At 71.2% G+C, this 24,844-nt stretch carries 24 protein-coding genes, 1 tRNA gene and 1 pseudogene; 8 read left to right on the top strand and 18 right to left on the bottom strand.

Going from position 1 to position 24,844, the window contains the following annotated elements; all coding sequences use genetic code 11:
• Position 1: 1 nt before the first annotated feature.
• Both ODJ79_RS18850 and ODJ79_RS18855 read right to left on the bottom strand, forming a co-directional pair.
• The gene (locus tag ODJ79_RS18850) at positions 2–235 is read right to left on the bottom strand and encodes a DUF3311 domain-containing protein (protein ID WP_263024825.1); all 234 of its coding nucleotides are present in this window, start codon (positions 233–235) and stop codon (positions 2–4) included.
• A 137-nt stretch (positions 236–372) separates the two neighbouring features.
• Positions 373–1,650, bottom strand: coding sequence for a glycoside hydrolase family 18 protein (locus ODJ79_RS18855; protein WP_263024792.1), 1,278 nt, complete (start codon positions 1,648–1,650; stop codon positions 373–375).
• A 244-nt stretch (positions 1,651–1,894) separates the two neighbouring features.
• On the opposite strand from ODJ79_RS18855, the gene ODJ79_RS18860 reads away from it, so the two are divergent.
• Positions 1,895–3,343, top strand: a complete 1,449-nt coding sequence (locus ODJ79_RS18860; RefSeq protein WP_263024793.1) for a M4 family metallopeptidase — start codon at positions 1,895–1,897, stop codon at positions 3,341–3,343.
• A gap of 3 nt (positions 3,344–3,346) precedes the next feature.
• On the opposite strand, the gene ODJ79_RS18865 is transcribed toward ODJ79_RS18860, so the two are convergent.
• Positions 3,347–4,066 carry a hypothetical protein gene (locus ODJ79_RS18865; RefSeq protein ID WP_263024794.1) on the bottom strand — a complete coding sequence of 240 codons (720 nt, stop codon included), beginning with the start codon at positions 4,064–4,066 and terminating at the stop codon, positions 3,347–3,349.
• Between the two features lie 78 nt (positions 4,067–4,144).
• Here ODJ79_RS18865 and ODJ79_RS18870 point away from each other — a divergent pair, with 78 nt between their 5' ends.
• Together ODJ79_RS18870 and ODJ79_RS18875 are read left to right on the top strand one after the other, a co-directional pair.
• Positions 4,145–7,339: an NACHT domain-containing protein gene (locus tag ODJ79_RS18870; RefSeq protein ID WP_263024795.1), complete on the top strand. Its 3,195-nt coding sequence runs from the start codon at positions 4,145–4,147 to the stop codon at positions 7,337–7,339.
• 47 nt (positions 7,340–7,386) lie between these two features.
• Positions 7,387–8,316: a CehA/McbA family metallohydrolase gene (locus ODJ79_RS18875; RefSeq protein ID WP_263024796.1), complete on the top strand. Its 930-nt coding sequence runs from the start codon at positions 7,387–7,389 to the stop codon at positions 8,314–8,316.
• A 2-nt stretch (positions 8,317–8,318) separates the two neighbouring features.
• On the opposite strand, the gene ODJ79_RS18880 is transcribed toward ODJ79_RS18875, so the two are convergent.
• Together ODJ79_RS18880 and ODJ79_RS18885 are read right to left on the bottom strand one after the other, a co-directional pair.
• Positions 8,319–8,774 (bottom strand): MarR family winged helix-turn-helix transcriptional regulator, encoded by a 456-nt coding sequence (locus ODJ79_RS18880; protein ID WP_263024797.1) that lies wholly within the window; start codon positions 8,772–8,774, stop codon positions 8,319–8,321.
• Positions 8,775–8,783: 9 nt separating this feature from the next.
• On the bottom strand, positions 8,784–9,953 hold the full coding sequence (locus ODJ79_RS18885) for an MFS transporter (RefSeq protein ID WP_263024798.1): 1,170 nt from the start codon (positions 9,951–9,953) through the stop codon (positions 8,784–8,786).
• Positions 9,954–9,999: 46 nt separating this feature from the next.
• Between ODJ79_RS18885 and ODJ79_RS18890 the strand changes: the two genes are divergently transcribed.
• Entirely contained in the window at positions 10,000–10,575 is a 576-nt protein-coding gene (locus ODJ79_RS18890) for a TetR/AcrR family transcriptional regulator (RefSeq protein WP_263024799.1), read from the top strand.
• A 33-nt stretch (positions 10,576–10,608) separates the two neighbouring features.
• Here ODJ79_RS18890 and ODJ79_RS18895 read toward each other — a convergent pair whose 3' ends face one another.
• The 7 genes from ODJ79_RS18895 to ODJ79_RS18925 form a co-directional block, all read right to left on the bottom strand.
• Positions 10,609–11,388 (bottom strand): 1-aminocyclopropane-1-carboxylate deaminase/D-cysteine desulfhydrase, encoded by a 780-nt coding sequence (locus ODJ79_RS18895; protein WP_263024800.1) that lies wholly within the window; start codon positions 11,386–11,388, stop codon positions 10,609–10,611.
• 55 nt (positions 11,389–11,443) lie between these two features.
• Complete coding sequence (locus ODJ79_RS18900) at positions 11,444–11,872, bottom strand: SHOCT domain-containing protein (RefSeq protein ID WP_263024801.1); 429 nt, start codon at positions 11,870–11,872, stop codon at positions 11,444–11,446.
• A 96-nt stretch (positions 11,873–11,968) separates the two neighbouring features.
• A complete protein-coding gene (locus tag ODJ79_RS18905; RefSeq protein ID WP_263024802.1) occupies positions 11,969–13,120 on the bottom strand; it encodes a bifunctional RNase H/acid phosphatase in 1,152 nt (383 codons plus the stop codon).
• Complete coding sequence (locus tag ODJ79_RS18910; protein WP_263024803.1) at positions 13,117–13,851, bottom strand: zinc ribbon domain-containing protein; 735 nt, start codon at positions 13,849–13,851, stop codon at positions 13,117–13,119. The genes ODJ79_RS18905 and ODJ79_RS18910 overlap by 4 nt, the downstream gene beginning before the upstream one ends.
• Positions 13,848–14,702 (bottom strand): Nif3-like dinuclear metal center hexameric protein, encoded by an 855-nt coding sequence (locus tag ODJ79_RS18915; protein ID WP_263024804.1) that lies wholly within the window; start codon positions 14,700–14,702, stop codon positions 13,848–13,850. The genes ODJ79_RS18910 and ODJ79_RS18915 overlap by 4 nt, the downstream gene beginning before the upstream one ends.
• Before the next feature lie 19 nt (positions 14,703–14,721).
• On the bottom strand, positions 14,722–15,306 hold the full coding sequence (locus ODJ79_RS18920) for a flavoprotein (RefSeq protein WP_263024805.1): 585 nt from the start codon (positions 15,304–15,306) through the stop codon (positions 14,722–14,724).
• 58 nt (positions 15,307–15,364) lie between these two features.
• Positions 15,365–16,591 (bottom strand): helix-turn-helix domain-containing protein, encoded by a 1,227-nt coding sequence (locus tag ODJ79_RS18925; protein ID WP_263024806.1) that lies wholly within the window; start codon positions 16,589–16,591, stop codon positions 15,365–15,367.
• 245 nt (positions 16,592–16,836) lie between these two features.
• Between ODJ79_RS18925 and ODJ79_RS18930 the strand changes: the two genes are divergently transcribed.
• Positions 16,837–17,514: a bifunctional DNA primase/polymerase gene (locus ODJ79_RS18930; protein WP_263024807.1), complete on the top strand. Its 678-nt coding sequence runs from the start codon at positions 16,837–16,839 to the stop codon at positions 17,512–17,514.
• Positions 17,515–17,612: 98 nt separating this feature from the next.
• Here the strand turns inward: ODJ79_RS18930 and ODJ79_RS18935 are convergent, their stop codons facing one another.
• On the bottom strand, positions 17,613–18,194 hold the full coding sequence (locus ODJ79_RS18935) for a helix-turn-helix domain-containing protein (RefSeq protein ID WP_263024808.1): 582 nt from the start codon (positions 18,192–18,194) through the stop codon (positions 17,613–17,615).
• A 269-nt stretch (positions 18,195–18,463) separates the two neighbouring features.
• On the opposite strand from ODJ79_RS18935, the gene ODJ79_RS18940 reads away from it, so the two are divergent.
• Complete coding sequence (locus ODJ79_RS18940) at positions 18,464–19,303, top strand: hypothetical protein (protein ID WP_263024809.1); 840 nt, start codon at positions 18,464–18,466, stop codon at positions 19,301–19,303.
• A 50-nt stretch (positions 19,304–19,353) separates the two neighbouring features.
• Here ODJ79_RS18940 and ODJ79_RS18945 read toward each other — a convergent pair whose 3' ends face one another.
• From ODJ79_RS18945 to ODJ79_RS18965, 5 genes are all read right to left on the bottom strand, one after another.
• A complete protein-coding gene (locus ODJ79_RS18945) occupies positions 19,354–19,860 on the bottom strand; it encodes a DUF402 domain-containing protein (protein ID WP_263024810.1) in 507 nt (168 codons plus the stop codon).
• A gap of 630 nt (positions 19,861–20,490) precedes the next feature.
• Positions 20,491–20,562, bottom strand: a tRNA-Val gene (locus tag ODJ79_RS18950).
• A 37-nt stretch (positions 20,563–20,599) separates the two neighbouring features.
• Entirely contained in the window at positions 20,600–21,064 is a 465-nt protein-coding gene (locus tag ODJ79_RS18955; RefSeq protein WP_263024811.1) for a peroxiredoxin, read from the bottom strand.
• A 65-nt stretch (positions 21,065–21,129) separates the two neighbouring features.
• Positions 21,130–21,561 carry a DUF3052 domain-containing protein gene (locus ODJ79_RS18960; protein WP_020516653.1) on the bottom strand — a complete coding sequence of 144 codons (432 nt, stop codon included), beginning with the start codon at positions 21,559–21,561 and terminating at the stop codon, positions 21,130–21,132.
• Positions 21,562–21,658: 97 nt separating this feature from the next.
• On the bottom strand, positions 21,659–23,932 hold the full coding sequence (locus ODJ79_RS18965) for a thiamine pyrophosphate-dependent enzyme (RefSeq protein WP_263024812.1): 2,274 nt from the start codon (positions 23,930–23,932) through the stop codon (positions 21,659–21,661).
• Between the two features lie 56 nt (positions 23,933–23,988).
• Here ODJ79_RS18965 and ODJ79_RS18970 point away from each other — a divergent pair, with 56 nt between their 5' ends.
• Together ODJ79_RS18970 and ODJ79_RS18975 are read left to right on the top strand one after the other, a co-directional pair.
• Positions 23,989–24,393, top strand: coding sequence for a YjbQ family protein (locus tag ODJ79_RS18970; protein WP_263024813.1), 405 nt, complete (start codon positions 23,989–23,991; stop codon positions 24,391–24,393).
• A gap of 148 nt (positions 24,394–24,541) precedes the next feature.
• Positions 24,542–24,844: pseudogene (locus tag ODJ79_RS18975) on the top strand (pyruvate dehydrogenase (acetyl-transferring), homodimeric type); the annotation flags it as partial.

Below are 24,844 nucleotides of genomic sequence, written 5' to 3' on the forward strand. Positions count from 1 at the left end.
ATCACCGCCTCGTCATCCGGTAGACGATGCCGGTGGTCGCCACGCCGAGCAGAATGAACAGGAACTGGATCCAGTAGAACGCGGGGAAGCCCGCGATACGCGGTGCGTCGTGGTTGTAAAGGGGGGTCAGCAGCGGCACGACGATCGGAATGAGAAGCAACCAGTTCCACGGGCTACGGTCGGATCTCTTGATCGGCTCGGCGGACACCGCCTCGGGAGATTCGGGCTCGGCCATCAGCCACACCTCCTCGTTCGTCACGGGCCGGGGATGTGGGCCCACCAGAAACGCTAACGACGCGGGCCGAAATGAGTCGATCACTGTGCGCCGAACGGGCGAGGCGGTGCGCTCAGCGGCACCGCCCCGCCCACGTGTCAAGAGACCAAGCCGAGATTCACGGCCTTCGTCAGCGACGCGTTGTCATCGTCCCCGTCGAGCGACCACATCATCGCCCCGCCGAGGCCCTTGGCCCGGATGTAGAGGGTCTTCTGCAGCAGCTGCGCCGGGTCGTCGTAGGTCCAATATGTGGTGCCGTCGAAGAGCCAGGAGTTGCCGGCCTGCCAGTCGCGGTAGAGCTTGAAGCCGGGCAGGTTCTTGACGGTCTTGTAGTCCTCGGTGCCGGCCGCGAAGACGCCCTGCGCCGGGCCGGTCGCGGGCTCGAACCGCCCGTTCCCGCCGCCGGTCACGCCGGTCCAGCCCTGGCTGTAGTAGGGCAGCCCGAGGACCAGCCGGTTCCGCGGCGCCCCCGCGGCGACCCACGCGTTGATCGCGTTGTCCGCGGAGAAGTCGGGGTTGTCCGGCGCACCCTTCGGGACGAACAGCGACGACTGCTGGTTGGTCCGCGACTCCCAGGAGCCGTGGTAGTCGTACCCCTGCACGGTTCCGAAGTCGAGGTACTTGAAGATCTTGCCCTCGAACCCGGCCGCGATCTTCGCGGGCGCCGCCGGCAGGAACGCGGTCAGGTCGTAGTGCTTCCGGTTGGTCTTGCCGAGCCGGTCGAGCTGCGCCCGGAACTCGGCCGTGAGCAGCGTGAAGTTCTGCTTGTCCGCGGGCCGGATCACGTTGCCGGCGTTGCCTTCCGAGCCCGGCCACTCCCAGTCCAGGTCGACGCCGTCGAAGATGTTCGCCGCCACGCCGGGCGTGAGGCCGGGCAGGTTTCCCTTGATCCACAGGTCGACGCAGGAGCTGACCAGCTTCTTGCGGGAGGCATCGGTCAGGGCCGCGTCCGAGAAGTACGCGGAACCGGTCCATCCGCCGAGCGAGATCAGCACGCGGAGGTTCGGGTTCTTCGCCTTGAGCTCGGCGAGCTGATTCAGGTTGCCTGCGATCGGCTGCCCCGCGACGTCGCCGACTCCGTCCACACTCAGCTCGGCGGAGAACGGCGTCTGCCAATCCGCCCACGGGTCCGCCGAGGCGCAGACGCCGTCCGCGGTGACCGTCCCGAAAGCGTAGTTCAGGTGCGTCAGGCGGGCCGCCGCGCCGGAATTCTGTACCTTGCTGAGCTGGAAATTGCGGCCGTAAATGCCCCATTGCGTGAAATAGCCGACCTTGACGTACGACTTGCCGTGCGCCTGCGCCGCGACCGGCGACACCGCCACGATCGAGGTGGCCACAGCAGCCACGGCGACGAGGCGGCGGGTGAGACCGCTCATGAGCCCTCCAGGGCAGTAAAGAAACTTTCCTAATTGAGGAAGCTAAACGCCCCGGGCGGCTAAATCAATGGGCAGGGCAATTCGTGCCGGTAGGTTCGGCTGATGACCACAAAAGACCATGTGACCCTGCGTCTGGTCTGGCCACAATGGCAGCCGGAGCGCCCGAGCCGGCGTCGGGCGACGGCGTAGTCGTCTTCTGGACACCGTGGTTGTGCGGGGCGGCCGGGCGTCGCCATGCTCAGCCATGGACGTCGGCGCGGTGGCGATCGCCGTCATCGGGGCGATCGGCGGGGCCGTTGCGACCGGTGTCGGGGCCATGTTGCGCGCCCGCACGTCGCGCCGCACCGCCGCCCGGCTCGTCTACGCGGAGCTGGAGAGCAATTCCGCGATCGTTGCCTTCTACCGGTCGATGGGGGTCTGGCCGGCCGCGGCGACCAGCCGGAAAGCATGGGACGCCAACAGCGAGGTCCTCGCGCGTACCCGGGAGACGGACCTTTTCCAAACCGTGAGCCGCGGCTACGCGGCATTGGAGGCCGTGGCCTACATCGCCCAGGGCCGGTCGCTCAGCAAGCCGGACGCCGAGGAGTTGCTGCTGGTGAATGTCGGCCTGTTGAACGAGGCGCTTCGCTCGGTCGGCACGGCGGGGATGATTCCGGCCGCGCAACTGCACAAGGTCGTCGCGCGCCTGTCCGCGGCGGCACCGTCGCGGAACCCGGCCGCGCCGCCGCTGGGGAACGTGCCGGTCTCGCTTCTCTCCCAGATGGTGGATCTGCAACGAGCCGTGGGCCGGCGACCCGCGCTGGAGGCTCCCGCCGCCGTACCGGTCGCGCCGGTTCCGGAAAGCGCCGCGCTGCGGGTCTACGACGCCGGGAACCTCCGGACGATCCCGACCCGGCCGGTACGCACCGAGGACGGGCCGCCGAGCGCGGATCCGGCCGTCGAGGATGCCTTCGCCGCGATGACGCACACCGTGCGGTTCTATCGGGAGGCGCTCGGGCGGGATCTGGTGGCGGACGCCGGCGGGACGCTCCGGGCGGTGGTCCACTTCGGGAAGAACTACGCCAATGTCTACTGGGATGGGCGGCACATCGTCATCGGGGACGGCGACGGGGTGAACTTCGGGCCGTTCGCGCCGCATCTGGACATCATGGCGCACGAGCTCACCCACATCCTGCTGGAGAGTTCGGGGCTGGAGTTCGCGGGGCAGACCGGTTCGCTGATCGAGTCGTTCGCCGACGTCCTCGGCAGCCTGGTCAAGCAGTTCACGCTCGGGCAGAGCGCCGGCGAGGCCGACTGGCTGATCGGCGACGGCCTCGTCGTCAGCGACTCACGAATGGCGCTGCGGTCGCTGAAAGCGCCGGGCACCGCGTTCGACGACGACCGGCTGGGCCGGGATCCGCAGGTCGCCGACATGGCCGACTACGTGGCGACCGACGACGACAACGGCGGGGTGCACATCAACTCCGGCATTCCCAGTCACGCCTTCTATCTGCTGGCGGTGGCGCTGGGCGGGGCGGCCTGGGAACGGGCGGGGCCGATTTGGTACCGGGCGCTCACCGGGGGCGCGCTGCCGGCGGCGGCGGACTTCGCGACCTTCGCCGGCGTCACTCTCGACGAGGCCGGCCCCGATGCGGTCGAGGCCGTCCGGGCCGCCTGGAAAGCGGTGGGTGTGACACCGGCCGTCCACGGCTGACGCTCAGGCTGCGCTGACCTGCACCGCCCCGGCGCCGGCCTGGGCGCGCACGTCCACGCCGGGACGGCCGTCCTGCCAGCCGTTGGCGGTGAACGACTGGCCGCCGCCGACGCCCTGGTGGACCTGGCCGTCGAGGGTCACCGACCCGGCGCCGGACGAGGCCGTCACTCGCACCGGCGTGCCGGACGGAAGGCGTACCCGAAATTGGTCCACTCCCCCGGCCATGGTCACCGGGACCAGGGCCGGCGGTCGCGCCAGCGCCACGTCGATGAGGCTCGCGCCGCCGGCCAGATGGATCTCCGACGCGGTGCCGGCGGTCATGTCGATGCGGATCTCCCGGGCGCCGCCGAGGGTGCGCACGGCCCAGCCGACCTCCTCGTTGACGACCACGTTCACGATCCCGCTGCGGCCTCCGGCGGCCGGGCGCAGGTGCAACCGCACGTCGCCGCCGTCCCGGTCGACCTGCGGCCGGATGCCGGCGTCGGCGGAGACGGTGATCCGGTAGAGGTCGCCGCCGAGCGGGCCGGCCGCCAGCCGAACCGAGGTGGCGCCGTCCAGCAGTTGGAACGTCGCGGTCCGCACGCCGTTCACCGGGCCGGTGGTGGTGCGGGACCCGGACGGCCCGGTCCGCGAGCCGATCACGATGGCCGCCAGGCCGAGCAGCAGCACGGCGCCGAGCGCGATGCCGATCACCATCGCCGGACGGGAGAGCCTGACCCTCATGCGCATAGACTTTCCCCGATGCCGGGCGAGTTCACACCCGGCCGCTCCGCCGTCGATGGCTGCGCTACCGTGGCGAAAATGCGCTCCCGTCCCCTTTGCTACGCCGATGCCGCCCGGCTGCTCGGCAGCGCGGACAGCCCCGTCATGAAGCTGCTGGCAGCGGCGAGCGGCGCCGCGGCCACCGCGGTCAGCGTGGGCACTCTCGGCGGCAGCGACATCTTCGCCCTGCGCGGGGAGCTGATCGCCTGGGGCAACGCGGCGGTGACCGGCCTCCGGGAACGGCTCTCCGGCGTCCGCCGGTTCGACCGGACCGAGCGACTCGTCGCCGCGCACGCGATCATCGTGCTCACGGCGTTCTACGAGGCGCTCGACGCGGTTCTGGCCGATCACCCCGACCTCGACCTGTCGGCGGCCCGGCTGACGGCGGGCGAGCAGGTCGCCGTCGCCACCTCGGCCGCGGCGACCGACCGGTACGCGGCATGGGTGCGGATTCTGGTGGAGACGCCGCCGCCGATGCCCACGCCGCATCGTCCGTTCGAGACGACCCTTGCGGAACTCGACGACTTCTACGGGACCGCGGCGACGGCACTGACCGACTTTCTCCTCGGGCTCAGCGCCTTCCGGGGTCGCGAAGGCCGGATCCGGGAGGTCCTGTCCTCGGCGGAGAGGGAGGTACGCCGGGCCGCGGCCGAGCGATACGTCCAGGCGTACCGGAGGTTGTGCGGCCAAGCGCCCGAGTTCGCCGTCTGGGCGGCCATGGTCGACACCCAGGCGACCCGGTCGTTGCTGCGGGAATCGATGGCCGACCTGTCCGCGCAGCTCGCCGGGCTACGTGCGGCGTCGCTCGTCAACCCCGTCGACACCGTCCTCGAGGGACTTCCCCGGCGGTACCGCGCCGCACTCGACACGCCCATCCTCGCCTCCGCGCACACGCCGACCCACGTGGCCCTGCCCGGCCTGGGCGACAGCTACATCGATCCGCGCGGGCGGGTGTCGGTGGCCGGCCCGCGGGATTTTCCCGCCACCGAGGAGTGGTGGAACCGATCCGACGCGGTCGACGACGTCCAGGGCTTCCTGCTGGCCCACCTCACCGGGCCGGACTCGGTGGCGGGCCCGCTCGTGGTGCTCGGCCAGCCCGGTTCGGGGAAGTCCGCGATGACCAAGGTCCTGGCCGCGCGCCTGCCGACCGCCGACTTCCTGGTCGTACGGGTCGCGTTGCGCAACGTTCCGGCCGACTCGCCGATCCAGACGCAGATCGAGGAGGCGCTCCTGCAGATGCTCGGCGAGCGCGTCTCGTGGCCGGACCTGGTTCGCCGGGCCGGCCACGCGATGCCCGTCGTCATCCTGGACGGGTTCGACGAGTTGCTGCAGGCCACCGGAATGAACCGGGCCGACTACCTCGAGCTCATCCGGGACTTCCAGCAACGCGAGGAGGAACTCGGCCGGCCGGTCGCCGTCCTGGTCACGAGCCGTACGGTGGTCGCGGACCGGGTACGTTTCCCGGACGGCACGGTCGTCCTGCGGCTCGAGCCGTTCGACGAGTCGCAGGTCCGTGCGTGGCTCGACGTGTGGAACGCCCACAATGCCGCCGGTCTGCACCTGCGCGGGCTACGACCGCTCTCCGCCGCGACCGCTCTGGCGCACGGCGAGCTGGCGCGCCAGCCGTTGCTCCTGCTTCTGCTCGCGCTCTACGACGCCGGCGCCAACGCCTTGCAGTCCGCCACCGGGAACATGCTGCGAGTCGACCTGTACGAGCGGTTGTTCGCCGACTTCGTCGAGCGCGAGGTCGACAAGCAGAATCGAGGCCGCGCGGACGACAATCGCCAGGCCGAGATCGACGCGGAATGGCGTCGCCTCGGCGCGATCGCCGTGGCCGCCCTCAATCGCGGAAGCGACGTGATCCTCGAGGCCGAGCTGAACAACGACCTCCCGCACCTGCTCTGGGAGGGTGACCTGCGTCCCGCGCCCAGCTCGGCCGACCGCGCACTCTCGGTGAGTCAGATGATGGTGGGCCGGTTCTTCTTCGTGCACGAATCCCGGGCCACCCGCGACACCGGCCGCCCGGAACGCAGCTTCGAGTTCCTGCACGCCACGTTCGGCGATTTCCTGGCCGCCCGCCAGATCGTCGCTGCCCTCGTCGATGTGGCCGGCGAGCGCATCCACCAGCGACGCCGGCAAGGCGTCTTCGATCCCGGCCCGCTGTACGCGATCACGTCGTTCGTCACCGTCGCCCGGCGTGCGCCGCTGTGGGACTTCTGCCGGGGGCTGCTCGGCAAGCTCGACCCGGAACGGCGACGCAGCTGCCGGGAGCTTGCCCTCGACCTGCTGCCCGAGGCCGGGTACCCGCACCCGACCTGGAGCCGGGGCGACTACGAGCCGCGGCGCATTCCGCAGGCCGGGCGGCACGCCGCGTTCTCGGCGAATCTCGTCTGCTTTGCCGTGCTGCTCAGCGACGGGCCGGTGGACGCGGCCGAACTGGTCGGCGAGCCGGTCGTCGACAACTGGCGACGGCAGGCGTTGCTCTGGCAGAGCCAGCTCGACGCCGAGGACGGCAAGCGCATGTGGCAGACGCTGCGGGTGGAATGGCAGCTGGCGGCGGATCCAACCCGCTTGCAGGTACGCCCGGAGGACGGTACGCCGATCAGCGTCTACGAATCGTTGCCGTGGCCACCCGATGACCGTCCCGCGACGTACCGACGCGATGAGCAGGCGCCGATGATGGCGCCGGACGTGTCGGTCGCCGCCGACAGCCGGGTCGGACGGTCATTGCGCCGGTCGGCGTTCGTGCAGACCGCGCACGACGTCCGGGAATGCCTCTACGACCTCATGCCGTACTGGCAGAACGCCGGTGAGCCGAGTCTGCATCTGATCGCCGGGGAACCGTATCTGGTCTCCGAGGCCGCGCTGTTCCTTCAGCTACTGCTGTCCACCGCGAACGATCAGCCGGGCGGGGTACGCGCCCGGCAGTACGGCGGAGCACTGGCGCTGATCCGGCAACGGCGACAGCGCAATCTGCTCATCCGGCAACTCGTCGACGACGCTCCCCGGCTCACGGCCGCCGAGCTGGAATACATTTTTCACAACGTCGCGTCGAGCGACGGCAGCAACAATCCGGACGAGTTTCTCGCGATCCTGTCCGCCACCACCGACCGCAACCTGGCCCTTGGCCTGCTCAACGCGATCAGCTGGGATTTCTCGGATGATTTGGATGACCCCGTGCGCGAGGGACTGTACCGGGAGCTGCGCCTCGCCGATCCGTTCACGAAGCAATGACGTCCACGAAGCAATGACGTCCACGAAGCAATGACGTTCACGAAGCAATGACCTGGTATCGGGGCGACTGCCACGTCCATACGCAACGCTCGCACGCGGCCGAGCTCACGCCGCCGCAAGTCGCCTCGGCCGCCCGCGAGGCCGGGCTGGACTTCATCGCGATCACCGAACACAACGCGGCCGACACGTACGACGCGTGGGGTTCCGATGTGCTGGTCATCCCCGGGCAGGAGGTCGTCACGAGCACCGGGCACTGGGTGGCGGTCGGCCTCGCGCCGGGACAGGTCGTCGACTGGCGGTACGGGGTCCGCGACGGGCTGATCGAGCGGGCCGTCGAGTCGGTGCGCCGGGTGGGCGGGCTGTGCATCGCGGCCCACCCGCATGCGCCGTACCCCTCGGGGGTTTTGATGTATCCGTTCCGGCACTTCGATGTCGTCGAGGTGTGGAACGGTGCGTGGCGCTCGGACGTGCCGTGGCAGGCGGACAACGAGGCGGCGCTGGCGGAGTGGGGGCGCGGCCTGGCCGCTGATCTCCGCGCCGGAGCGTGGCGACCGGCGATCGGCAACAGCGACGTGCACCTGGAGGGGCAGATCGGGACCCCGCAGACGGTAGTACGGGCCGCGGGCCTGGAGGTGTCAGCGCTGCTCGCCGGCCTGCGGGCCGGGCACAGTTGGATCGCCGCGTCGGCGTCGGTCGACCTGTCGTTCACCGTCCGAGCCGGCGACCAAGTTGCGGGTATCGGCGAGCGGCTGCGGGCCGCGGCGGCCGGGGCGCGGGTGGACGTCAGCGGGGTGCCGGACGGGGTGGTGGGGTTCCACACCGAACGGGGACGGGCGCACGTCGCGCGACTGCCGGGCGACGGCGCGGGCACGGTCGAGTGGTCCACCACCGCGGCGGAGTCCGGATTCATTCGGATCGAGGTACGTCACCCGAGCGGAGGCATGGCCGCCCTCACCAACCCGATCATCCTGACCTGAGCTCACAGCCGGGTGCGCATGTGCTCGGCCAGCGCCTCGGTGAAGCGCTCCAGCACCAGGGCCAGCTCCCGCTTGTCGGCGTCCGAATAGTCCTTGAGCACCGCCCCGTACACGATGCGGCGGGCCTGCCGGACCGCCTCGACCTGCCGCAGGCCGAACGGCGTGGCCGCGATGACCGTGCCCCGCCCGTCCTTGGGGTCGCGATGCCGCTCGATCAGGTTGTCCTTCTGCATGGCGGTGACCTGGCGGGTGACGGTCGAGCCGTCGAGGTTGAGCGCGGTGGCCAGCGCCGAGACGTTGAGCGGGCCGTCCTTCTCCAACTGGCGGAGGATCACGTACGCGGCACGGTCGAGCGCGCGATGCGCCGGGCCGCCGGTGGACCGGCGCGTGGCCTCGCCGAGCCGCATCAGCAGCGCCATTTGCGTCTCGATCTTGCCGAGCACCAGGTCATCGCTCATAGCTGCATGTTACAGCGACTTCTCCGAGGGCCGAAGAGCGGGAGCGCCGAGGCCCATCAGCGCGGCCAGGACGACAATCAGCGTAAACGACACCGTCAGGCTCCAGATATGGGCAATGCCGCCGATCACGCCCGGCGCGATCAGTCCGCTGCCGTACGCGATGCCGGCCACCCCGGCGATGTTGCGCCCGGTGTTGCCGGGAAGCCGGCCGGCCGCCGCGAAGACCAGCGGCACCACCACGGCGATGCCGATGCCGACCAGGCCGAACCCGAGGATGACCAGCGCGACCGGCGAGGCCAGCACGACCACCAGCACGCCGGCCGTGGCGCACGCGCCGGAGAGCCGCACGGTGGTCACCGGGCCGAGCCGGCGCACCACCCAGTCGCCGCCGAACCGGGCCGCGGCCATGCAGATCGAGAAGATCGAGACGGTCGCCGCCGCGGTCGCGGCCGGGTGGTGCAGCAGGTCGCGCACGTAGACCGCGGACCAGTCCAGGCTCGCTCCCTCGGCGAAGACCGCGCACAGGCCGATCAGCCCGATCGCCCACACCTCGCGGGACGGCAGGGCGAAGGCCGGCGGCTCCTCGGCCGAAGGGTCGGGCTGGTGCGACAGCAGCCAGGCCGACGCGAGCAGCGCGATCACGATCAGCCCAGCGGCGGTGAGCGCGAAGTGCACCGGCGCACCCAGCCCGGCCCGCGCCGCCAGCGCCGCCACCGCCGAGCCGGCCAGGCCGCCGACGCTCCACCAGCCGTGGAAGCCGGACATCACCGAGCGCTCGTAGCGCTCCTCGACCAGCACGGCGTGCGCGTTCATCGCCACGTCGGCAACGCCGGCGGCCGCGCCGTAGATCACCAGGGTCACGCAGAGCAGCGGCAACGAGGTGGGCAGCGACGGCAGCACCAGCGCGGCGCACCAGAGCACGATCAGCACCCGGACCAGGCCGCGCAGGTCGAAGCGGTGCGCGAGCCGCCCGGAGACCGGCATCGCGAGCAGCGCGCCGATGCCGGGCATGAGCAGCGCCAGGCCCAGGCCGCCGACGCCGGTGCCGACGTGGTCGGCCACCCAGGGGACCCGCGCCGCGAACGAACCCGCCACCGCCCCGTGCACCGCGAAGATCACGGAGGTGGCGACGCGGGCGCGGCGCAGCGCCGGGGACGGGTGAAGGTGGGTGACGGCCATGAGGCAGACGCTAGACGAATCCCAACCACTTGGTAAGTATTCATTCGTGGGGTACGCGAAGGGCCGCGCCAAGCGGCGGGACATCCTGGACCAGGCCACCGCGCTGTTCGGCGAGGCCGGCTACCGTGGTACGTCGCTGCGCGAGATCGCCGCCCGCTGCGGCATCTCCCATCCCGGCCTGCTGCACCACTTCCCGACCAAGGAATCCCTGCTGCTGGCCGTGCTCGCGCGTCGCGACGAGGTCGATCAGGAACGGGTCGCGGCGGGCCACCCGACCGGCGCCGCGGCCCTGCGCCGGCTGGTCGACATCGTCGCGCTCAACGCCACCCGGCGCGGCATCGTCGAACTGTTCACCGTGCTGTCCGCCGAGGCCACCGCGGCCGACCACCCCGCACATGACTACTTCGTCGATCGGTATTCGCGGATAGTGCGAGAACTGGAGGTCGCCTACGCCGAGGCGCGGGACGCGGGCGATCTCCGCCCGGGGATCGAGCCGGCCCGCGCGGCCCGTGACCTGGTCGCGCTGATGGACGGCCTGCAGATCCAGTGGCTGTTCGGCGACCCGGCCCTCGACATGGCGGCGGCCGTCGAGCACCACCTCAAATCCCAACTTCCTTCCTGACGTACGCCGAGGGGCCGCCTCATCCGCGCCGGATTAGGCGATCACGGCGATCAGGGTGGCGCCGGGCGGGAAGCGGCCGGCCTGGGCGACGATGCCGTACATCATCTTGGCCTCGTAGACCCAGTCGAGCGTGATGCCGTGGCGCTCGCGGAAGTCGGCGATGAAGGCGTCCAGCTCCGCGGTGCGCTTGGCGTAGCCGCCGAAATGGAAGCCGGGCTCGACATCCGGGTGCGGGCGGTGGCCCTTGATCGCCGCGTAGCCGATCGCCCGCTGGGACGGTTTCAGCCGGCCGGCTATCCCGGCCAGGGTGGTGCCGGTGCCGACCGAGCAGCAGATCACGTCGAACGGCTCGTCGATCTCGTCGACCAGCTCGGCGCACCCGCGGCGGCCCGCGTCGTTGGCTCCCCCCTCGGGGATGAGGTGGAAGTCCCCGTACCTTGCCGTCAGGTCGGACAACAGGCCGGGCGAAGCACCGAGACGATAGGTCGACCGGGAGACGTAGGTGAGCGCCATCCCGTCCGCCACCGCCGCCGAGAGCACCGGGTTGAGCGGAAGGCGCTCCTCACCCCGTACGACACCGACGGTTTTGAATCCGAAGTGCCGGCCGGCAGCGGCCGTTGCCCGCAGGTGACTGGAATAGGCGCCACCGAAGGTGAGTACCGTGGAACGGGCGGGCGGCAAATTGTACTTGAGCTTGCGCCACTTGTTGCCCGGAAAGTCCGGATGGATCAGATCGTCCCGCTTGACGAAGACTCGGAGGCCGGCCAGCCGCTCGTCGTCGAGCCGCTCGAGCGGCGAGGGCAGGCGAAACACCCCACCACAGTAGGCTCGGGGCGGCGGCGCGATCGCCGCCGCCCCGTCCTGACCGTCAGGCTGCCGTCGGGGTAGCGCTCTGGCCGAGAGCCTCGGCCTTGAGCCGCTCGAACTCCGCCGCCGTGATCGCGCCCGAGTCGAGCAGGGACTTCGCCGAGGCGATCTCCTCGGTCGCGCTGCGGCCGCCGCCCGAGGCGCCGGACGAGCTCGCCACCTGCCGGATGTAGGCGTCCTGCCGCTTCTGGGCGTCGAGCGCGGCGGCCTCGGCGCGCTCGGTCATGCCGCCGCCCCGGACGATCAGGTACACCAGCATGCCCACCAGCGGCAGGATGATCAGGAAGAAGGTCCAGAGCGTCTTGCCCCAGCCGCCGATGTCCTTGCTCCGGAAAAGGTCTCCGAAGATCCAGAACAGGCACATGAACCAGGCGAAGAAGAGGAAGAACTCCAGCGTCGCCAGCAGGAACGACCCGTTGTTGTTGAACACGTGAGCACCCTTCCGGGAGAGCCACCGACCGGCGGCGGCACGTTTCCCATCAGTGCACCGCGTAATCCAAGATCCGGCCTCATCCGCAGAGGGTTACTACCGTAAGTGGGCCGTCTCGTTCACCGAGCGGACCGCGATCCCGCCGTCCGGCCACACGTCCATCGTCGACACGCCCGCCGCATCCAGGAACAACCGGTGCAGGAAGGCGTCCGTCGCGGCGAGGGCGTCGCGCAGGATCAGCTTGATCGGGGAGACGTGCGAGACGATCACCACGATCCCACCCGCGTACGCGCCGACCGCGGTCGCCATCGCCGCCCGCGTCCGTTTCGCCACCGCCTCGAACGACTCGCCGCCGGGCGGGGCCACCGCGGTCGACGCCAGCCAGGCCGCCATCTCCTCCGGCCAGCGGGCCTGCACCTCGGCGAAGGTCAGCCCCTCCCACACGCCGAAGTCGCACTCGATCAGGTCGTCGACCACGGTGACCGGCACGCCGCCCACCTCGGCCGCGACCAGCTCGGCGGTCCGCACGCACCGGGCCAGCGGCGACGACAGCACCGCCGTGACGTCCCTGGAGATGCCCGCCACCCGGCCGCCGGCGGCCATCGCCTGCGCCTGACCCTCGTCGGAGAGCGGCACGTCGCCACGGCCCGAGTAGCGGCCCTGCTTGGTCAGCGCCGTCTCGCCGTGCCGGACCAGGATGAACCGGGTCGCCTCGTCGAGCGAGGACGGCGGCGACCAGGAAGCTGCACTGCTACCGGGGCCTGGTCCTACGAACGGCGCGGAGAACCCGGGCCCCTGCGGGGCCGACAGCTCATCCTCGATCGGGGCGGTCGAGACCTGCTTGCCCTGAGCCTCGTCCATCGCCCGGTTCGCCAGCGCGTCCGCCGCCTTGTTCCGCTCCCGCGGGATCCACTCGAAGGACACCCGCTCGAAGCGGCTCACCAGCTCGGCCGCCTTGGCCGCGAGCGGCCGCAGGCCCGGGTTCTTGATCTGCCACCGGCCGGACATCTGCTCGATGACCAGCTTGGAGTCCATCCGGACGTCGACCTCGGTGGCGTTCAGCTCGGCCGCCGCGGACAACCCCTCGATCAGGCCGGAGTACTCGGCGACGTTGTTCGTGGTGGTGCCCAGCGACCCGTACCGCTCGATCAGGATCTCCCCGGTCGGGTGGGTGCGGACCACCGCGCCGTACCCGGCCGGCCCTGGGTTTCCCCGGGACCCGCCGTCGGCCTCGACCGCGACTCTCACAGCCCGGACTCCGCGGTACGCACCATGATCCGCCGACACTCCTCGCACCGGACCACGTCGTCGGCCGCCGCCGCCTTCACCCGGGCGAGGTCCGCCCCGTACAGCTCGATGCGGCAGCCCCCGCAGCGCCCGGAGCGGAACAGCGCCGCGCCGAGCCCGGAGTCCAGCCGGATCTTGTCGTAGAGGGCGACCAGGTCGGCCGGCAGGTCGGCGGCGAGCGGGCCGCGGCTGGAGGTCTTGAACTCGTGCTCCTTGGCGATGTCGGCGAGCGCCTCGTCCCGCCGCCGCTCGGCCTCGGCCCGGCGTTCCTGGGCCGCGGCGAGCCGGCCGCGCACCTCGTTCAGCGTCGACTCGGCGCTCTCCCGCTGCTCCATCAGCTCGAGCTCGGAGTCCTCGAGCTCGGACTGCCGCCGGTTGAGCGTGGCCAGCTCGTGCTGCAGGCCCTCGATCTCACGCAGCGCGCCGCCCGCGTCGAGCCGCTTCTGGTCGCGATCCTTGCGCTGGCGTACCTGCTCGATGTCCTTCTCGAACCGGCTGATGTCACGGTCCAGGTCGTCGACCGCGACCTGGGCGCGGACCCGCTCGTCCTCCAGCGCGCTGAGCTCCCGGGCGACGGTGTCGATCTCGGCGAGCTCGGGCAGTGACTTGCGCCGGTGCGCGAGCTGGGCGAGGGCGGTGTCGACGGCCTGCAGGTCGAGCAGGCGGCGCTGGGCTTCCGGGGAGGCCTTCACGGCTGGGTCTCCTTCTCCGAGGAACTGAAAGCATGGACCGTCCAGGGGTCGGTGTCCATATCGGACACCGTGACCTCGAGACCGAACTCTTCGCGGAGCCATTCGGCCACCTCGTCGAGCCACGGGCGCTCCGTCGCCCAATGGGCGACATCGAGCAGAGCGGGGCCACCCTCGGCGAGATGCTCGCTGGCGGGGTGATGGCGAAGATCAGCGCAGAGGTACGCGTCGACGCCCGCGCTCTTGACCTCACCGAGGAACGAGTCGCCGGCACCGCCGCAGACCGCGACGGTGCGGATCGTCCAGGCCGGGTCGCCGGCCGCGCGGATGCCCGCGGCGGTCCCCGGCAGCCGCACCGCGACGAAGCCGGTGAGCTCGGCGAGATCCATCGGCTCGGGCAGCTCGCCGATCCGGCCGTGACCGCGCCCCTCTCCCGCCGCCGCGCCGGTCGCCGGGATCAGCGGCCGCAGGTCGACCAGCCCGAGCCGGCGGGCGAGCGCATCGGAGACGCCCGGGTTGGCCACGTCGGCGTTGGTGTGCGCCGCGTACAACGCCACATCGCCGCGGATCAGCCGGTGGATGATCCGCCCCTTGTACGTGTCCGGAGCGATCGACGAGACCGGTTTCAGCAGTAGCGGATGATGCGCGACGATCATGTCCGCGCCGACGGCGAGCGCCTCGTCGACCGTCTCGGGCACGCAGTCGACGACGCAGAGCACGCGGGAGACAGGATGTGCGAGGTCGCCGAGCACCAGACCCACCCGGTCCCAGGCTTCCGCCCAGTCCCGGGGGTACCGCCGGTCGAGCGCGTTGACCACGTCCAGGACGGTGGGTGGTGCGGCGTTGTCGGTCACGGCCGACAACTCTATCTGCCTAGGGAACTGTGTCCGGCTCGACTCGGCTGCTCATCGACACGGGATTGCTGACCGCCTGCAAGGCGTGCCGCCATGGGAACTGTCCGCGGAAGCGGTCGGTCTGCCCGGGGCCGCCGAGCCGGCACACGTCCTCGCCGTACAGGACGTGCACACCCCAGTCGCGGAGCTTGGCCAGGCTCTCGTGCAGGCTGGGATGCAAGGCCATGACCCGATTCGTGTACGGGACGACCGCGGTCGGCACGCCGTACCCGTAGCCCTCGACGAGCAGCCCGAGGACGAGCGTGTCGGTGATCCCGGCGGCCCACTTGTTGACGGTGTTGACCGTGGCCGGCGCGACGATCATCGCGTCCGCCTCGGGCAGCACGTCCGGGTCGCCGGGACTCTTGTAATAGGTGCGTACCGGATGTCCGGTTTGCTGCCGCAGCGCCGCCACGTCGACGAACTTGCGGCCGTCCGGCGTGGTGATCACGCAGACCTCCCAGCCGTCCTGCTGAGCCAGGCTGACCAGGACTCCGACGTCTCTGGCGATGGGCGAACCGCAGACCAGGATGTAGAGCACACCGGGCGAGGGGTTACCGGTCATCACAGGCAAACCCACCTCAGCGCAAGCTTGCACTCCGCGGCTCGGCGATCAATCGCCGTCATACGCCGACTCCCATCTGCTCGGCCAGCTCCGCGATCGGAGCCGGCGGCGTGCCCCGCGTACGGCGCAGCACGTCGGAAAGAACCTCGTGGGCGAGCGGGCGGCAGCGGATCTCGGAGGGGGCGAGCCGATCGCCCTCGAGCAGCATCTCGCTCGCCTTGTCGATGTTGCCGATCTGCGTGTAGCCCCGGGCGATGTCCAGGTAGTGGTGCGCCCGCCGCTCCGGCAGCAGCGCGTTGAAGCCCACCTGGTCGATCTTCTCGTGGGTCTCCACCGCGGTACGACCGTCGCCGAGCTCGACCGCCGTGGCGCAGCGATGCAGCTGCACGTTGGTCGGGCCGAAGCTGGTCCAGTAGTGGTTGTAGTCGCCGCCGAGCTCGACCGAGGCCTGCTCGGCGCCGCGCAGCAGGTCGCGCACGGTCGCGCTGTCGCCGATCCGCGCCGCCGCCATCGCGCCGTTGAGCAGCAGCATGCCGTACACCGACAGCCGGTCTCCGCCGGCGAGCTCGCGGCTGGGCGCGAGCCGGTTGGCGATGTTGACGCTGACCTCGAGGGCGGGCCGCACCCGGCCGAGCGCACGCAGCGCGCTGCCGACCCGGTAGCTGGCCAGCCCGGCCAGCAACTGGTCGCCGGCCCGCTGGGAGACCGCGATCGAGCGGTCGGCGGCGAGCCAGCTCAACTCGTGCTCGCCGACCTTGCGCAGCGCCGAGGACGCGATCTGGTACACCTGCCCGAGCAGGTGCGCCGCGGCCGGCGCCTCCGGAGTGCTGGCATGCACGCTGTCCGCGGCCTGCGCATCGCGCAACAGCTTGGGCAGGGTGCGGGCGAGCACGCCGTACTTGGCGTGCTGATAGGTCAGCCACGCGTGGCTGACCGCCTTGCGCATCTCCGGCAGGGGCGGCGAGTGCGGCACGGCCTGGAAGAACGCGCTCATCTGGTCATAGCGCTCCAGGGCCGCGCGAATCTCCTCGACCTCCACCTGGTCGATGCAGTTCTGCGTTTCCGGCCGGCGCTCCACGTCCTTGCCCAGCAGCAGCTGGACGTCGACCTGGAGAACGTCGGCGATCTCGTAGACGACGGAAAACTTGTCGAGACGGCGAACCCCGCGCTCCACCTTGTCGACCCAGCTCTTGGATTTGCCCAGTCGATCCGCGAAGACCTGCTGAGACATCTTGCGTCGGCCGCGCCAGTAGGCGACGCGGCGGCCGATCGGCAGCTCGTCCACGGTGCCTCCCCCGGCTCGCCCGGCGACCCCCGCCGGCGAGCCCCTTGTGTGTCATCTGCAGTTTGGATCACCCGCGTCCGCGCACATCGCACAGCGTGTGTGATCGCCTGCTCACCGATGCTCGTAGTTTTTGTTGCAACTTGCAAAGGGTGGATCCGCCGAGCACAACGACGTGTGTCGGGCTTGGATACGGCCGCGGCGACTGATATAGACGCCTCTCCACCCAGATCGGGGGTTATCGAGCCATGCAGTGGACTGCCAACCGGCCGTTCGTCCCACCGCCGCTCGCCGACCGGCTCGACCGGGTACGGCTTCGCCGGCATGCCCAGCGCTATGCGGCGCACGGCTGGGCCGTGATGCCCGGGGCGTGCCTGGTCGGCCGCCGATTCGCCTGCGGGCGGCCGGGCTGCCCGATCATGACGTGCCACCCGGCGCTGGAGTCCTGGGAGGACTCGGTGACCACCGACCCCGGCCAGGTGGCCGAGTGGTGGCGGCGCCGGCCGTACAGCGTGCTGCTGCCGACCGGCTGGAGGTTCGACGCGCTGGAGGTGCCGGCGGCGCTCGGCCTGCGAGTCCTCGGCGCCGCCGCGCTGCCCGCCGCCGGGCGGGCAGACGCCCGCGGCCCGGTCGCGGTGACCGCGGCCGGACGCTGGATGTTCCTGGTACGCCCCGGCGAACGGCTGTGCTCCGAACTGGATCATCGGATGGACGTGGTGCGGCACGGCCGCGGCTCGTGGATCCCGGCCGCGCCCAGCCGGACCATGGAGGGCCCGGTGCGCTGGGCCGTCCCGCCCGAACGGACACAGTGGCGGCTGCCCGACCCCGGCCTGGTGCAGACGCTGCTGGTCGACGCCCTCGGCACGGCGCGCGCGCCGCGGGTGCGGGTGCCCCGCCAGATGTCGACCGCCCGCCGGGCGGCCTGACGGCGACCCGGTCGGTAGCAACCACGAGGCGGGGACAAACATGTCGCACACAAGGTAGTGGCATTCCGGGTGACGGTCGAGTCACACAACGGAATGAATTACTGGCTCTTCCTCGGTCTCGCGCGCACGTGAATGCGGGCACCCTGGCGGTCGAAGATCGTCAGGAACTCGACCGGCCCGTCGCCGGCGCTGCCGAACCAGTGCGGCACCCGGGTGTCGAACTCGGCCGCCTCGCCCGCCGGCAGCACCAGGTCGTGCGGGCCGAGGATCAGCCGCAACTTGCCGCTGAGCACGTACAGCCACTCGTAGCCCTCATGGGTCTTCGGATCCGGCTCCGGCCGCTCGCCGGCCGCGATGATGTGCTTGAAGGCCTGCGCGCCACCCGGGTTGCGGCTCAGCGGAAGGATCAGCTGGCCGTGCGCGGTGATCGGCCGGGGGTGGACCCGCGGGTCGCCGGTCTGCGGCGCGCCGACGAGCTCGTCCAGGGGCACCCGGTACGCCTGGGCGAGTGGGAGCAGCAGTTCGAGGGTGGCCTTGCGCTGTCCCGACTCGAGCCGGGAGAGCGTGCTCATCGAGATGCCCGTGGTCTCGGCCAGCGCCGCCAGGGTGATGCCGGACTTGCGGCGCAGCGCCCGCAGGCGGGGGCCGACCTCGCGCAGCACGTCGTCGGTTGCCGTCATGGCAACCATGATTCCCGATTTTGAGTGGGTGCACTCGGGGTGGCCGCACTCGGGCGGGCCGCACTCGGCGGAGAGTCGCTTTCGGCGGGGGGCCGGACGGGCGGCAATCGCCGAGGGGTCACCGATCGCCGCCCGCCCACCAGCGGGATCTCCCGCGGGCACCAGACGAATCGGTACCGGCCCGCCCCGCATGAGGTTCTCGCAGGTGCGAGCCGGTTGCCCACCGCAAGGTCCGGAAAACTGTCAGAGGGCAACCCTAGGGTCACCCCATGAATGACACCACCCTCCGCACAGCGCCCATCACCCTCGACCGCCGCCTCATGATCGGCGAGACGGATTACCAGGTCACCGCCTTCCCCACCGACGACCACCGGATCGATCTGTGCATCGTGTCGAGCGACGGCGACGGCCAGGTGCTCAGCGAGATCAGCGGCGGGCTCGCCCCCGCCGACCTGGTCGGCCTCACCGACGTGCTCACCTCGACGCTGTCCGGCCTGATCGCGATGACCGGCCCGCCGCTCTCGGCGCGAGCCGATCCACCACCCGAGCGCCACGGCCGCCACCCCAACCAGGGCGCCCGCTGGTCGGCGGCCGACGACGCCCGCCTGGTCGGCCGCTACCGCGAGGGCGCCCGCCAGCGCGAGCTCTCGACCGAGTTCGGCCGCAGCGCCGGCGGCATCCGCTCACGCCTCGAGCGGCTCGGCGAGCTCCACCCGGGCGAGCCCTGGCGCCCAGCCCCGATCACCGAGTCCGCAATCCCGAGCCCGATCACCCCGGCCCAAGCCCCGACCGACATTCCCGCCCCGGCCCAAGCCTCGACCAGCATTGCCCCCCCGGCCCAATCCGCGGCGGGCATCCCGGTCCAGGCCCCGGCCAGCCGTCCCACCCAGGCCGACCATCCCACCCAGGCCGACCATCCCACCCAGGCCCCTCCGACCTCGGCCGCCCCTCCGACCTCGACCGCCCCTCCGGCCCCGGCGGTCACTCCGACCCCGGCCGCCCCTCCGGCCCCGGCCGTCACTCCGACCCCGGCCGCCCCTCCGACCCCGGCCGCCCCTCCGGCCCCGGCCGTCACTCCGACCCCGGCGGTCCCGGGGCCGCCATCCTAATCAGCGCGCTCGCCGGCCGGCGGCTTGTGGCGGCCGCCGGCCGGCGCCCGTCACACCAGCGCGAGCCACTTGCGGTAGTGCTCGGCGAACGGTTCCTCGTCGCTGCTGAGCGCGGCCCGCAGTTCGGCGGCCCCGCGCAGGGCGCCCTCGACGATCGCGTCGGGATATCCGAGCGACACCCGGTGCTCCTCGAACTCGTCCTCGTCCTCCACCTCGACCCGGCCGTCGGCGCGGTAGCGCACCAGGTCGATGTCGAGGTCGACGACGGTCAGTTCGGCCGGGCCGGTCCATTCGGCCGGGGTGGTGACGTCGCAGTACATGTCGCGCGCGTCCGGCTCGGCCAGGCACATGGCCATCCACCAGCCGTCGGCCGGGATCAGCCGGACGGCGTCAGCCCGGGTGAGCCCGGTAGGCCGGTTGCCGTAGTGATAGCTGACGAGGCTGCCGCGCGGGGTGGCGACCCAGGTGCCGTACGAATCCTCGCCGAGCAGCCGCCCGCTGACCTGCCGATGCGGCCGACCGTCAAATTTCCGCAACACAAGATCGACCGCCGTCACCAGGGGAGGCTACCGCGATCACTCGCCGCGAACAGCCCCGCCCACCCGACCGCCACATGAAGCCTCGACAACGGCAACGCGGCAAGTTGACCGCAATTCGCGACTCAGAAAGAAGGCACGGCCAGGCCCGCCCAACCACCTAATGGGTCCATAGCAGACGCTGACGATCGCCGAACTTGTCAGCCGCGACGGTCGACGAGGAGCCACCGTCCGACAATTCCAAAGCCCGCCTCGACGACGCCCGACCGCACCGCCGCCCCAAATCGGCGTGTCTCGACCAAGCAACCCGCCAATCCCGCACGCGGGGCCCCGGCTCGCACACGCCGGCCGTCCGGTACGAACACGCGGCGGCGTCCGGCCCGAACATGCCAGCGTCCGGTGCGCACACGCGGCGGCGTCCGGCCCGAACATGCCAGCGTCCGGTGCGCACACGCGGCGGCGTCCGGCCAGCGCATGCCGAGCGTCCAGTGCGCACACGCGGGCGTGCCCGGCCCCACGCGCCGGGCGTCCGGTCAACACGCGGGGACCGGTACGCACATCGCGCGGGGCGTCCGGGGGCTCGGCCCCCGGAGCAGAAATGACGCGAGGCCCCGGTCCGCGCTTTACGCGGACACGGAGCCCCGACTCGCGTGGGCGCGGCAGGTTTCGAACCTGCGACCCCTCGCTTGTAAGGCGAGTGCTCTCCCACTGAGCTACGCGCCCGGGCTTTGCCGGGAGTGGTCATCGTACCCTGCCGGATTCAGGCCTTCAGCGCCGCGATGGCGTCTTGCCATGCCTGCTGGTCTCGGCTCTCGCCGGGGCCTATTTCCTCGGAGAAGACGATCACGCCGGTGCGGTCGATGAGGAAGGTGCCTCGGTTGGCGAAGCCGGCCGTCGCGTTGAAGACCTCGTAGCGCTGGGCCACCTCGCCGTGCGGCCAGAAGTCGGCCAGCAGGGGGAACTCGAAGCCCTCCTGGAGCGACCAGATCTTGTGGCTGTACGCCGAGTCGACGCTCACCGCCAGCACCTGGACGTCGTCGTTGGCGTAGAGGCCCAGGTTGTCGCGGATGCCGGTGAGCTCGCCCTGGCAGGTTCCGGTGAAGGTCAGGGGGTAGAAGACCAGCAGGACGGCCTTGCGGTCGCGGAAGTCACGCAGGCGTACCGGGAAATTGTTTTGATCCTTGAGCGCGAAATCGGGGGCCGGTGATCCCACGGCGAGCGGCATGCGCACAGCCTAACCGGACCGGCGCCCGCGGACGCCGGCCGACACACGACAGATGGGACCGCGAGCTACTTCTTCTTGGCACCCCTGGGGGAGACGAGCCGGGCACCCGTCCAGTCCTTGCCGGCGTTCACCGTCGAGGTCTGCTGCAGGCCCGCCGTGGGGGCGGACTCGCTGATCTCGCTGGGCTCGACGTGGCCGTCGCGGCCGGCCTTGGGGGTCAGCAGCCACACCACGCCGTTGTCGGCGAGGGGGCCGAGGGCATCGGTGAGCAGCTCGAACAGGTCACCGTCACCGTCGCGGTACCACAGCAGCACCGCGTCGACGACCTCGTCGGTGTCTTCGTCGACCAACTCTCCGACGCGTTCGGTCAGGGCGTCACGGAGGTCTTCGTCGACGTCGTCGTCGTAGCCCATCTCCATGACCACCATGTTCGGCTCGAAGCCGAACCGGTCCGCCAGGCTGCGTACGCCGTCGGCCTGACCAGCGGTCGCGCTCACTGTCTAAGTCCTCCTAGCCGAAAAATTGCCGGAAACCTGGGGGTAGTCCACACACTTGCGGGCCCGCGCGCAAGTGGCGCACCGGGTGTGTGGCAATTTACCGCGCCAGCAGGGCGTGGGCACCCTGTGTGATGGCATCCTCTCCCACCAGCACGTCTTGTGCTGCCGGACCCAGCGGAATCAGCGAGTCGGCCGACGCTATCCGGCGTGCCGAACCCACGAAACCGCCATCCACCAGGGCGGCCAGGATGCCCTCGCCGACGCCGCCGGAGCGTCGGGTCTCGTCGACGATCAGGACCCGGCCGGTGGCGGCGGCCTCGCGGACCAGATCGGCGGCCGGCAGCGGGCTCAGCCAGCGCAGGTCGACCACCCGGGAGCCGTACCCCTCCTCGGCCAGGCGGGCCGCCACCCTCAGTGACATCCGCAGACCATTGCCGAACGTGACGATCGTCAGGTCGGCGGCGTTGCCGATCGGGTAGGTGCGCGCCCGTCCGATCGCCGCGTGGTCGCCCGACCAGGTGCCGGGCGCGCCGTAGGGCGACAGCCACTCGTTGTCGCCCTGCTCGTAGAGGTCCCGGGTGTGGTAGAGCGCGATCGGCTCGAGGAAGACGCAGACGCTGCCGTCGGCCGCCGCGGACGCCAGGCAGGTGCGCAGCATGGGCGCGGCGTCGGCCGGCCGGGCCGGCACGGCCAGCACCAGGCCGGGGATGTCGCGCAGTGCGGCGACCGAGTTGTCGTTGTGGAAGTGGCCGCCGAACGCCTGCTGGTAGGCGAGCCCGGGAAGGCGAAGGACCATCGGATTCTTGTACGCCCCGGACGAGAAGAACGACATCGTCGCCGCCTCGCCGCGCAGCTGGTCCTCGGCGTTGTGCAGGTACGCGAGGTACTGGATCTCGGGGACCGGCAGCAGGCCGTCGACGCCGGCGCCGAGTGCCAGCCCGAGGATCGTGGTCTCGTCCAGCAGCGTGTCGAAGACCCGGTCGGCGGTGAATCGCTCCTGGAGCCGCTTGGTGACGCCGTAGACGCCGCCCTTGCGGGCCACGTCCTCGCCGAAGATCAGCATGCCGGGGTTGGTGAGCATCGCGTCGGTGAGCGTCGCGTTGATCGTCTGGGCGAGGGTGAGCGGGCCGGACTGCTCGGGCAGCTTGCCGTCGAAGGCGCGCAGCCGGGCGGCGGCGCCGGGCGCGGCGGCCCGGGTGGCGGCCTCGGTGATCTCGTGCGCGACCCGCAGCGGGCGGCGCGGGGCGAGCGGGGCGACGACCTCGGCGACCCCGGCGAGTTTCGGCTCGCCGAGCACCTCCTCGGCGACCTTGCGGACCTGCCAGCCGATCTCGTCGTACCGGGCGATGACCTCCTCGGGGCCGAGGAGGCCGGCGCCGATCAGCAGGCGGGCGGTGGCGACCAGCGGGTCGCGCTCGAGGTCCCGGTTGATCTCCTCGGTGGAGCGGTAGCCCATTTCGGCGTCGGCGCCGGCGTGCCCCATCAGCCGGACCATGGACAGGTGCAGCACGGCCGGGCGGCGCTCGCGGCGGACGAAGCCGGCCGCCTCGACCGCGGTGTCGTAGGTGGCGGCGAGGTCGCAGCCGTCGGCCGAGGTGTACCGGATGCCCGGCCGGGTGGACAGCATCGCGGCGAGCCAGCCGTCCGGCGACGGCACGCTGATCCCGAGGCCGTTGTCCTCGCAGATCAACAGCAGGGGCAGGCGTACGTCCGAATGCTCGAACCACCCGGCGGCGTTCAACGCGGCGGTGGCGGCCGCGTGGTTGGCCGAGGCGTCGCCGAAGGAGGCGACGGCGATGGCGTCGGCCGGCCACCGCCGCTGCCCGGCCCGCGGCCGGGCCAGCGACCAGGCCAGGCCCACGGCGCGCGGCAGGTGCGAGGCGACGGTCGAGGTGGTCGGGATCACGTGCAGGTCGGCGCTGCCGAAGACCTTGTGCCGGCCGCCGGCGATCGGCTCGCGCGCCGAGGCGACGACGCCGCGCAGCACGTCCCGGGCGGCGTCGCTGATGCTCTTGGCCCGGGCCGCGAAGAACGCCGCCGAGCGGTAGTGCAGCAGGGCCGGGTCGGTGGGCAGCAGCGCGGCGGCGACGGCGGCGTTTCCCTCGTGGCCGGACGAGCCGATGGTGTAGAAGCCCTCGTTGAAGCTGCGCAGCCAGCGGGCGGCCAGGTCGAGGTGGCGGCTGGCCAGTTGGGCGTCGAAGAGCTCCACGGCTCGTTCGCCGGTGAGCAGTGCGCCGGCCCGCACGGCGTCGCCCGGGGACCGCCGGTCGTCGGGCACCGGCAGGGCCGACACCGCGTCGCGGAAGCGCTCGTCGAGGTTCTGCGGTGTGGTCACGGGACCAGCATTGCCCACGCGAGCGAGCGCTGCCATGTCGGAATCTTGCCGATCGCCCCTGACGTGCGGTGATGAGGAGCAGACTCGCCCGCATGCGTACTGAAGTGATCACCATCCGGACCGGGTCGCGTCCCGTGGTGCGGGACATCACCGCGGAGGCGGCCCGTTTCGCCGAGTCCGAAGCGGACGGTCTGCTGCACATCTTCGTGCCGCACGCCACCGCCGGGCTGGCCATCATCGAGACCGGGGCCGGCTCGGACGACGACCTGCTGGCCGCGATCGACGAGCTGCTGCCGGCCGAGGACCGCTGGCGGCACCGGCACGGTTCCCGCGGTCACGGCCGGGACCACGTACTGCCGGCCTGGATACCGCCGTACGCGACACTCCCCGTAATCGGCGGCAAGATCGCGCTCGGCACCTGGCAGTCGATCTGCCTCGTCGACCCCAACGGCGACAATCCGACCAGGCAGATCCGCCTCAGCTTCATCAACGGATGAAAAGTTACTGGTCAGTATGTGTGTCCCGGATCGCGGACACCCCGGGTAGGCGTGACGATGCCCACCGCAAGGAGGCAGGATGGAGTCCTGCCCGAGCGACTCACACAATGGGCCGCCCGGTTCCGACACCCGACCAAGAGGATTGCCAGTGGCCACGGAGCGCAAGCGCCCGGTAATCAGCGATGGACTGCCGAGCCAGCTTCCCGACATCGACCCCGAGGAAACCAACGAGTGGGTCGAGTCGCTCGACGGAGTCATCGACGAACGCGGTGCCAAGAGAGCCCGCTACGTTATGTTGCGCCTGCTCGAGCGGGCCCGGGAGCGACAGGTCGGCGTTCCGCCCCTGACCTCCACGGACTACATCAACACGATCCCGCCGGAGCAGGAGCCCTGGTTCCCCGGCGACGAGTTCATCGAGCGCCGGATCCGGGCGTACATCCGGTGGAACGCC

It is taken from the genome of Actinoplanes sp. KI2, from assembly GCF_025630775.1.
Lineage (GTDB): Bacteria > Actinomycetota > Actinomycetes > Mycobacteriales > Micromonosporaceae > Actinoplanes.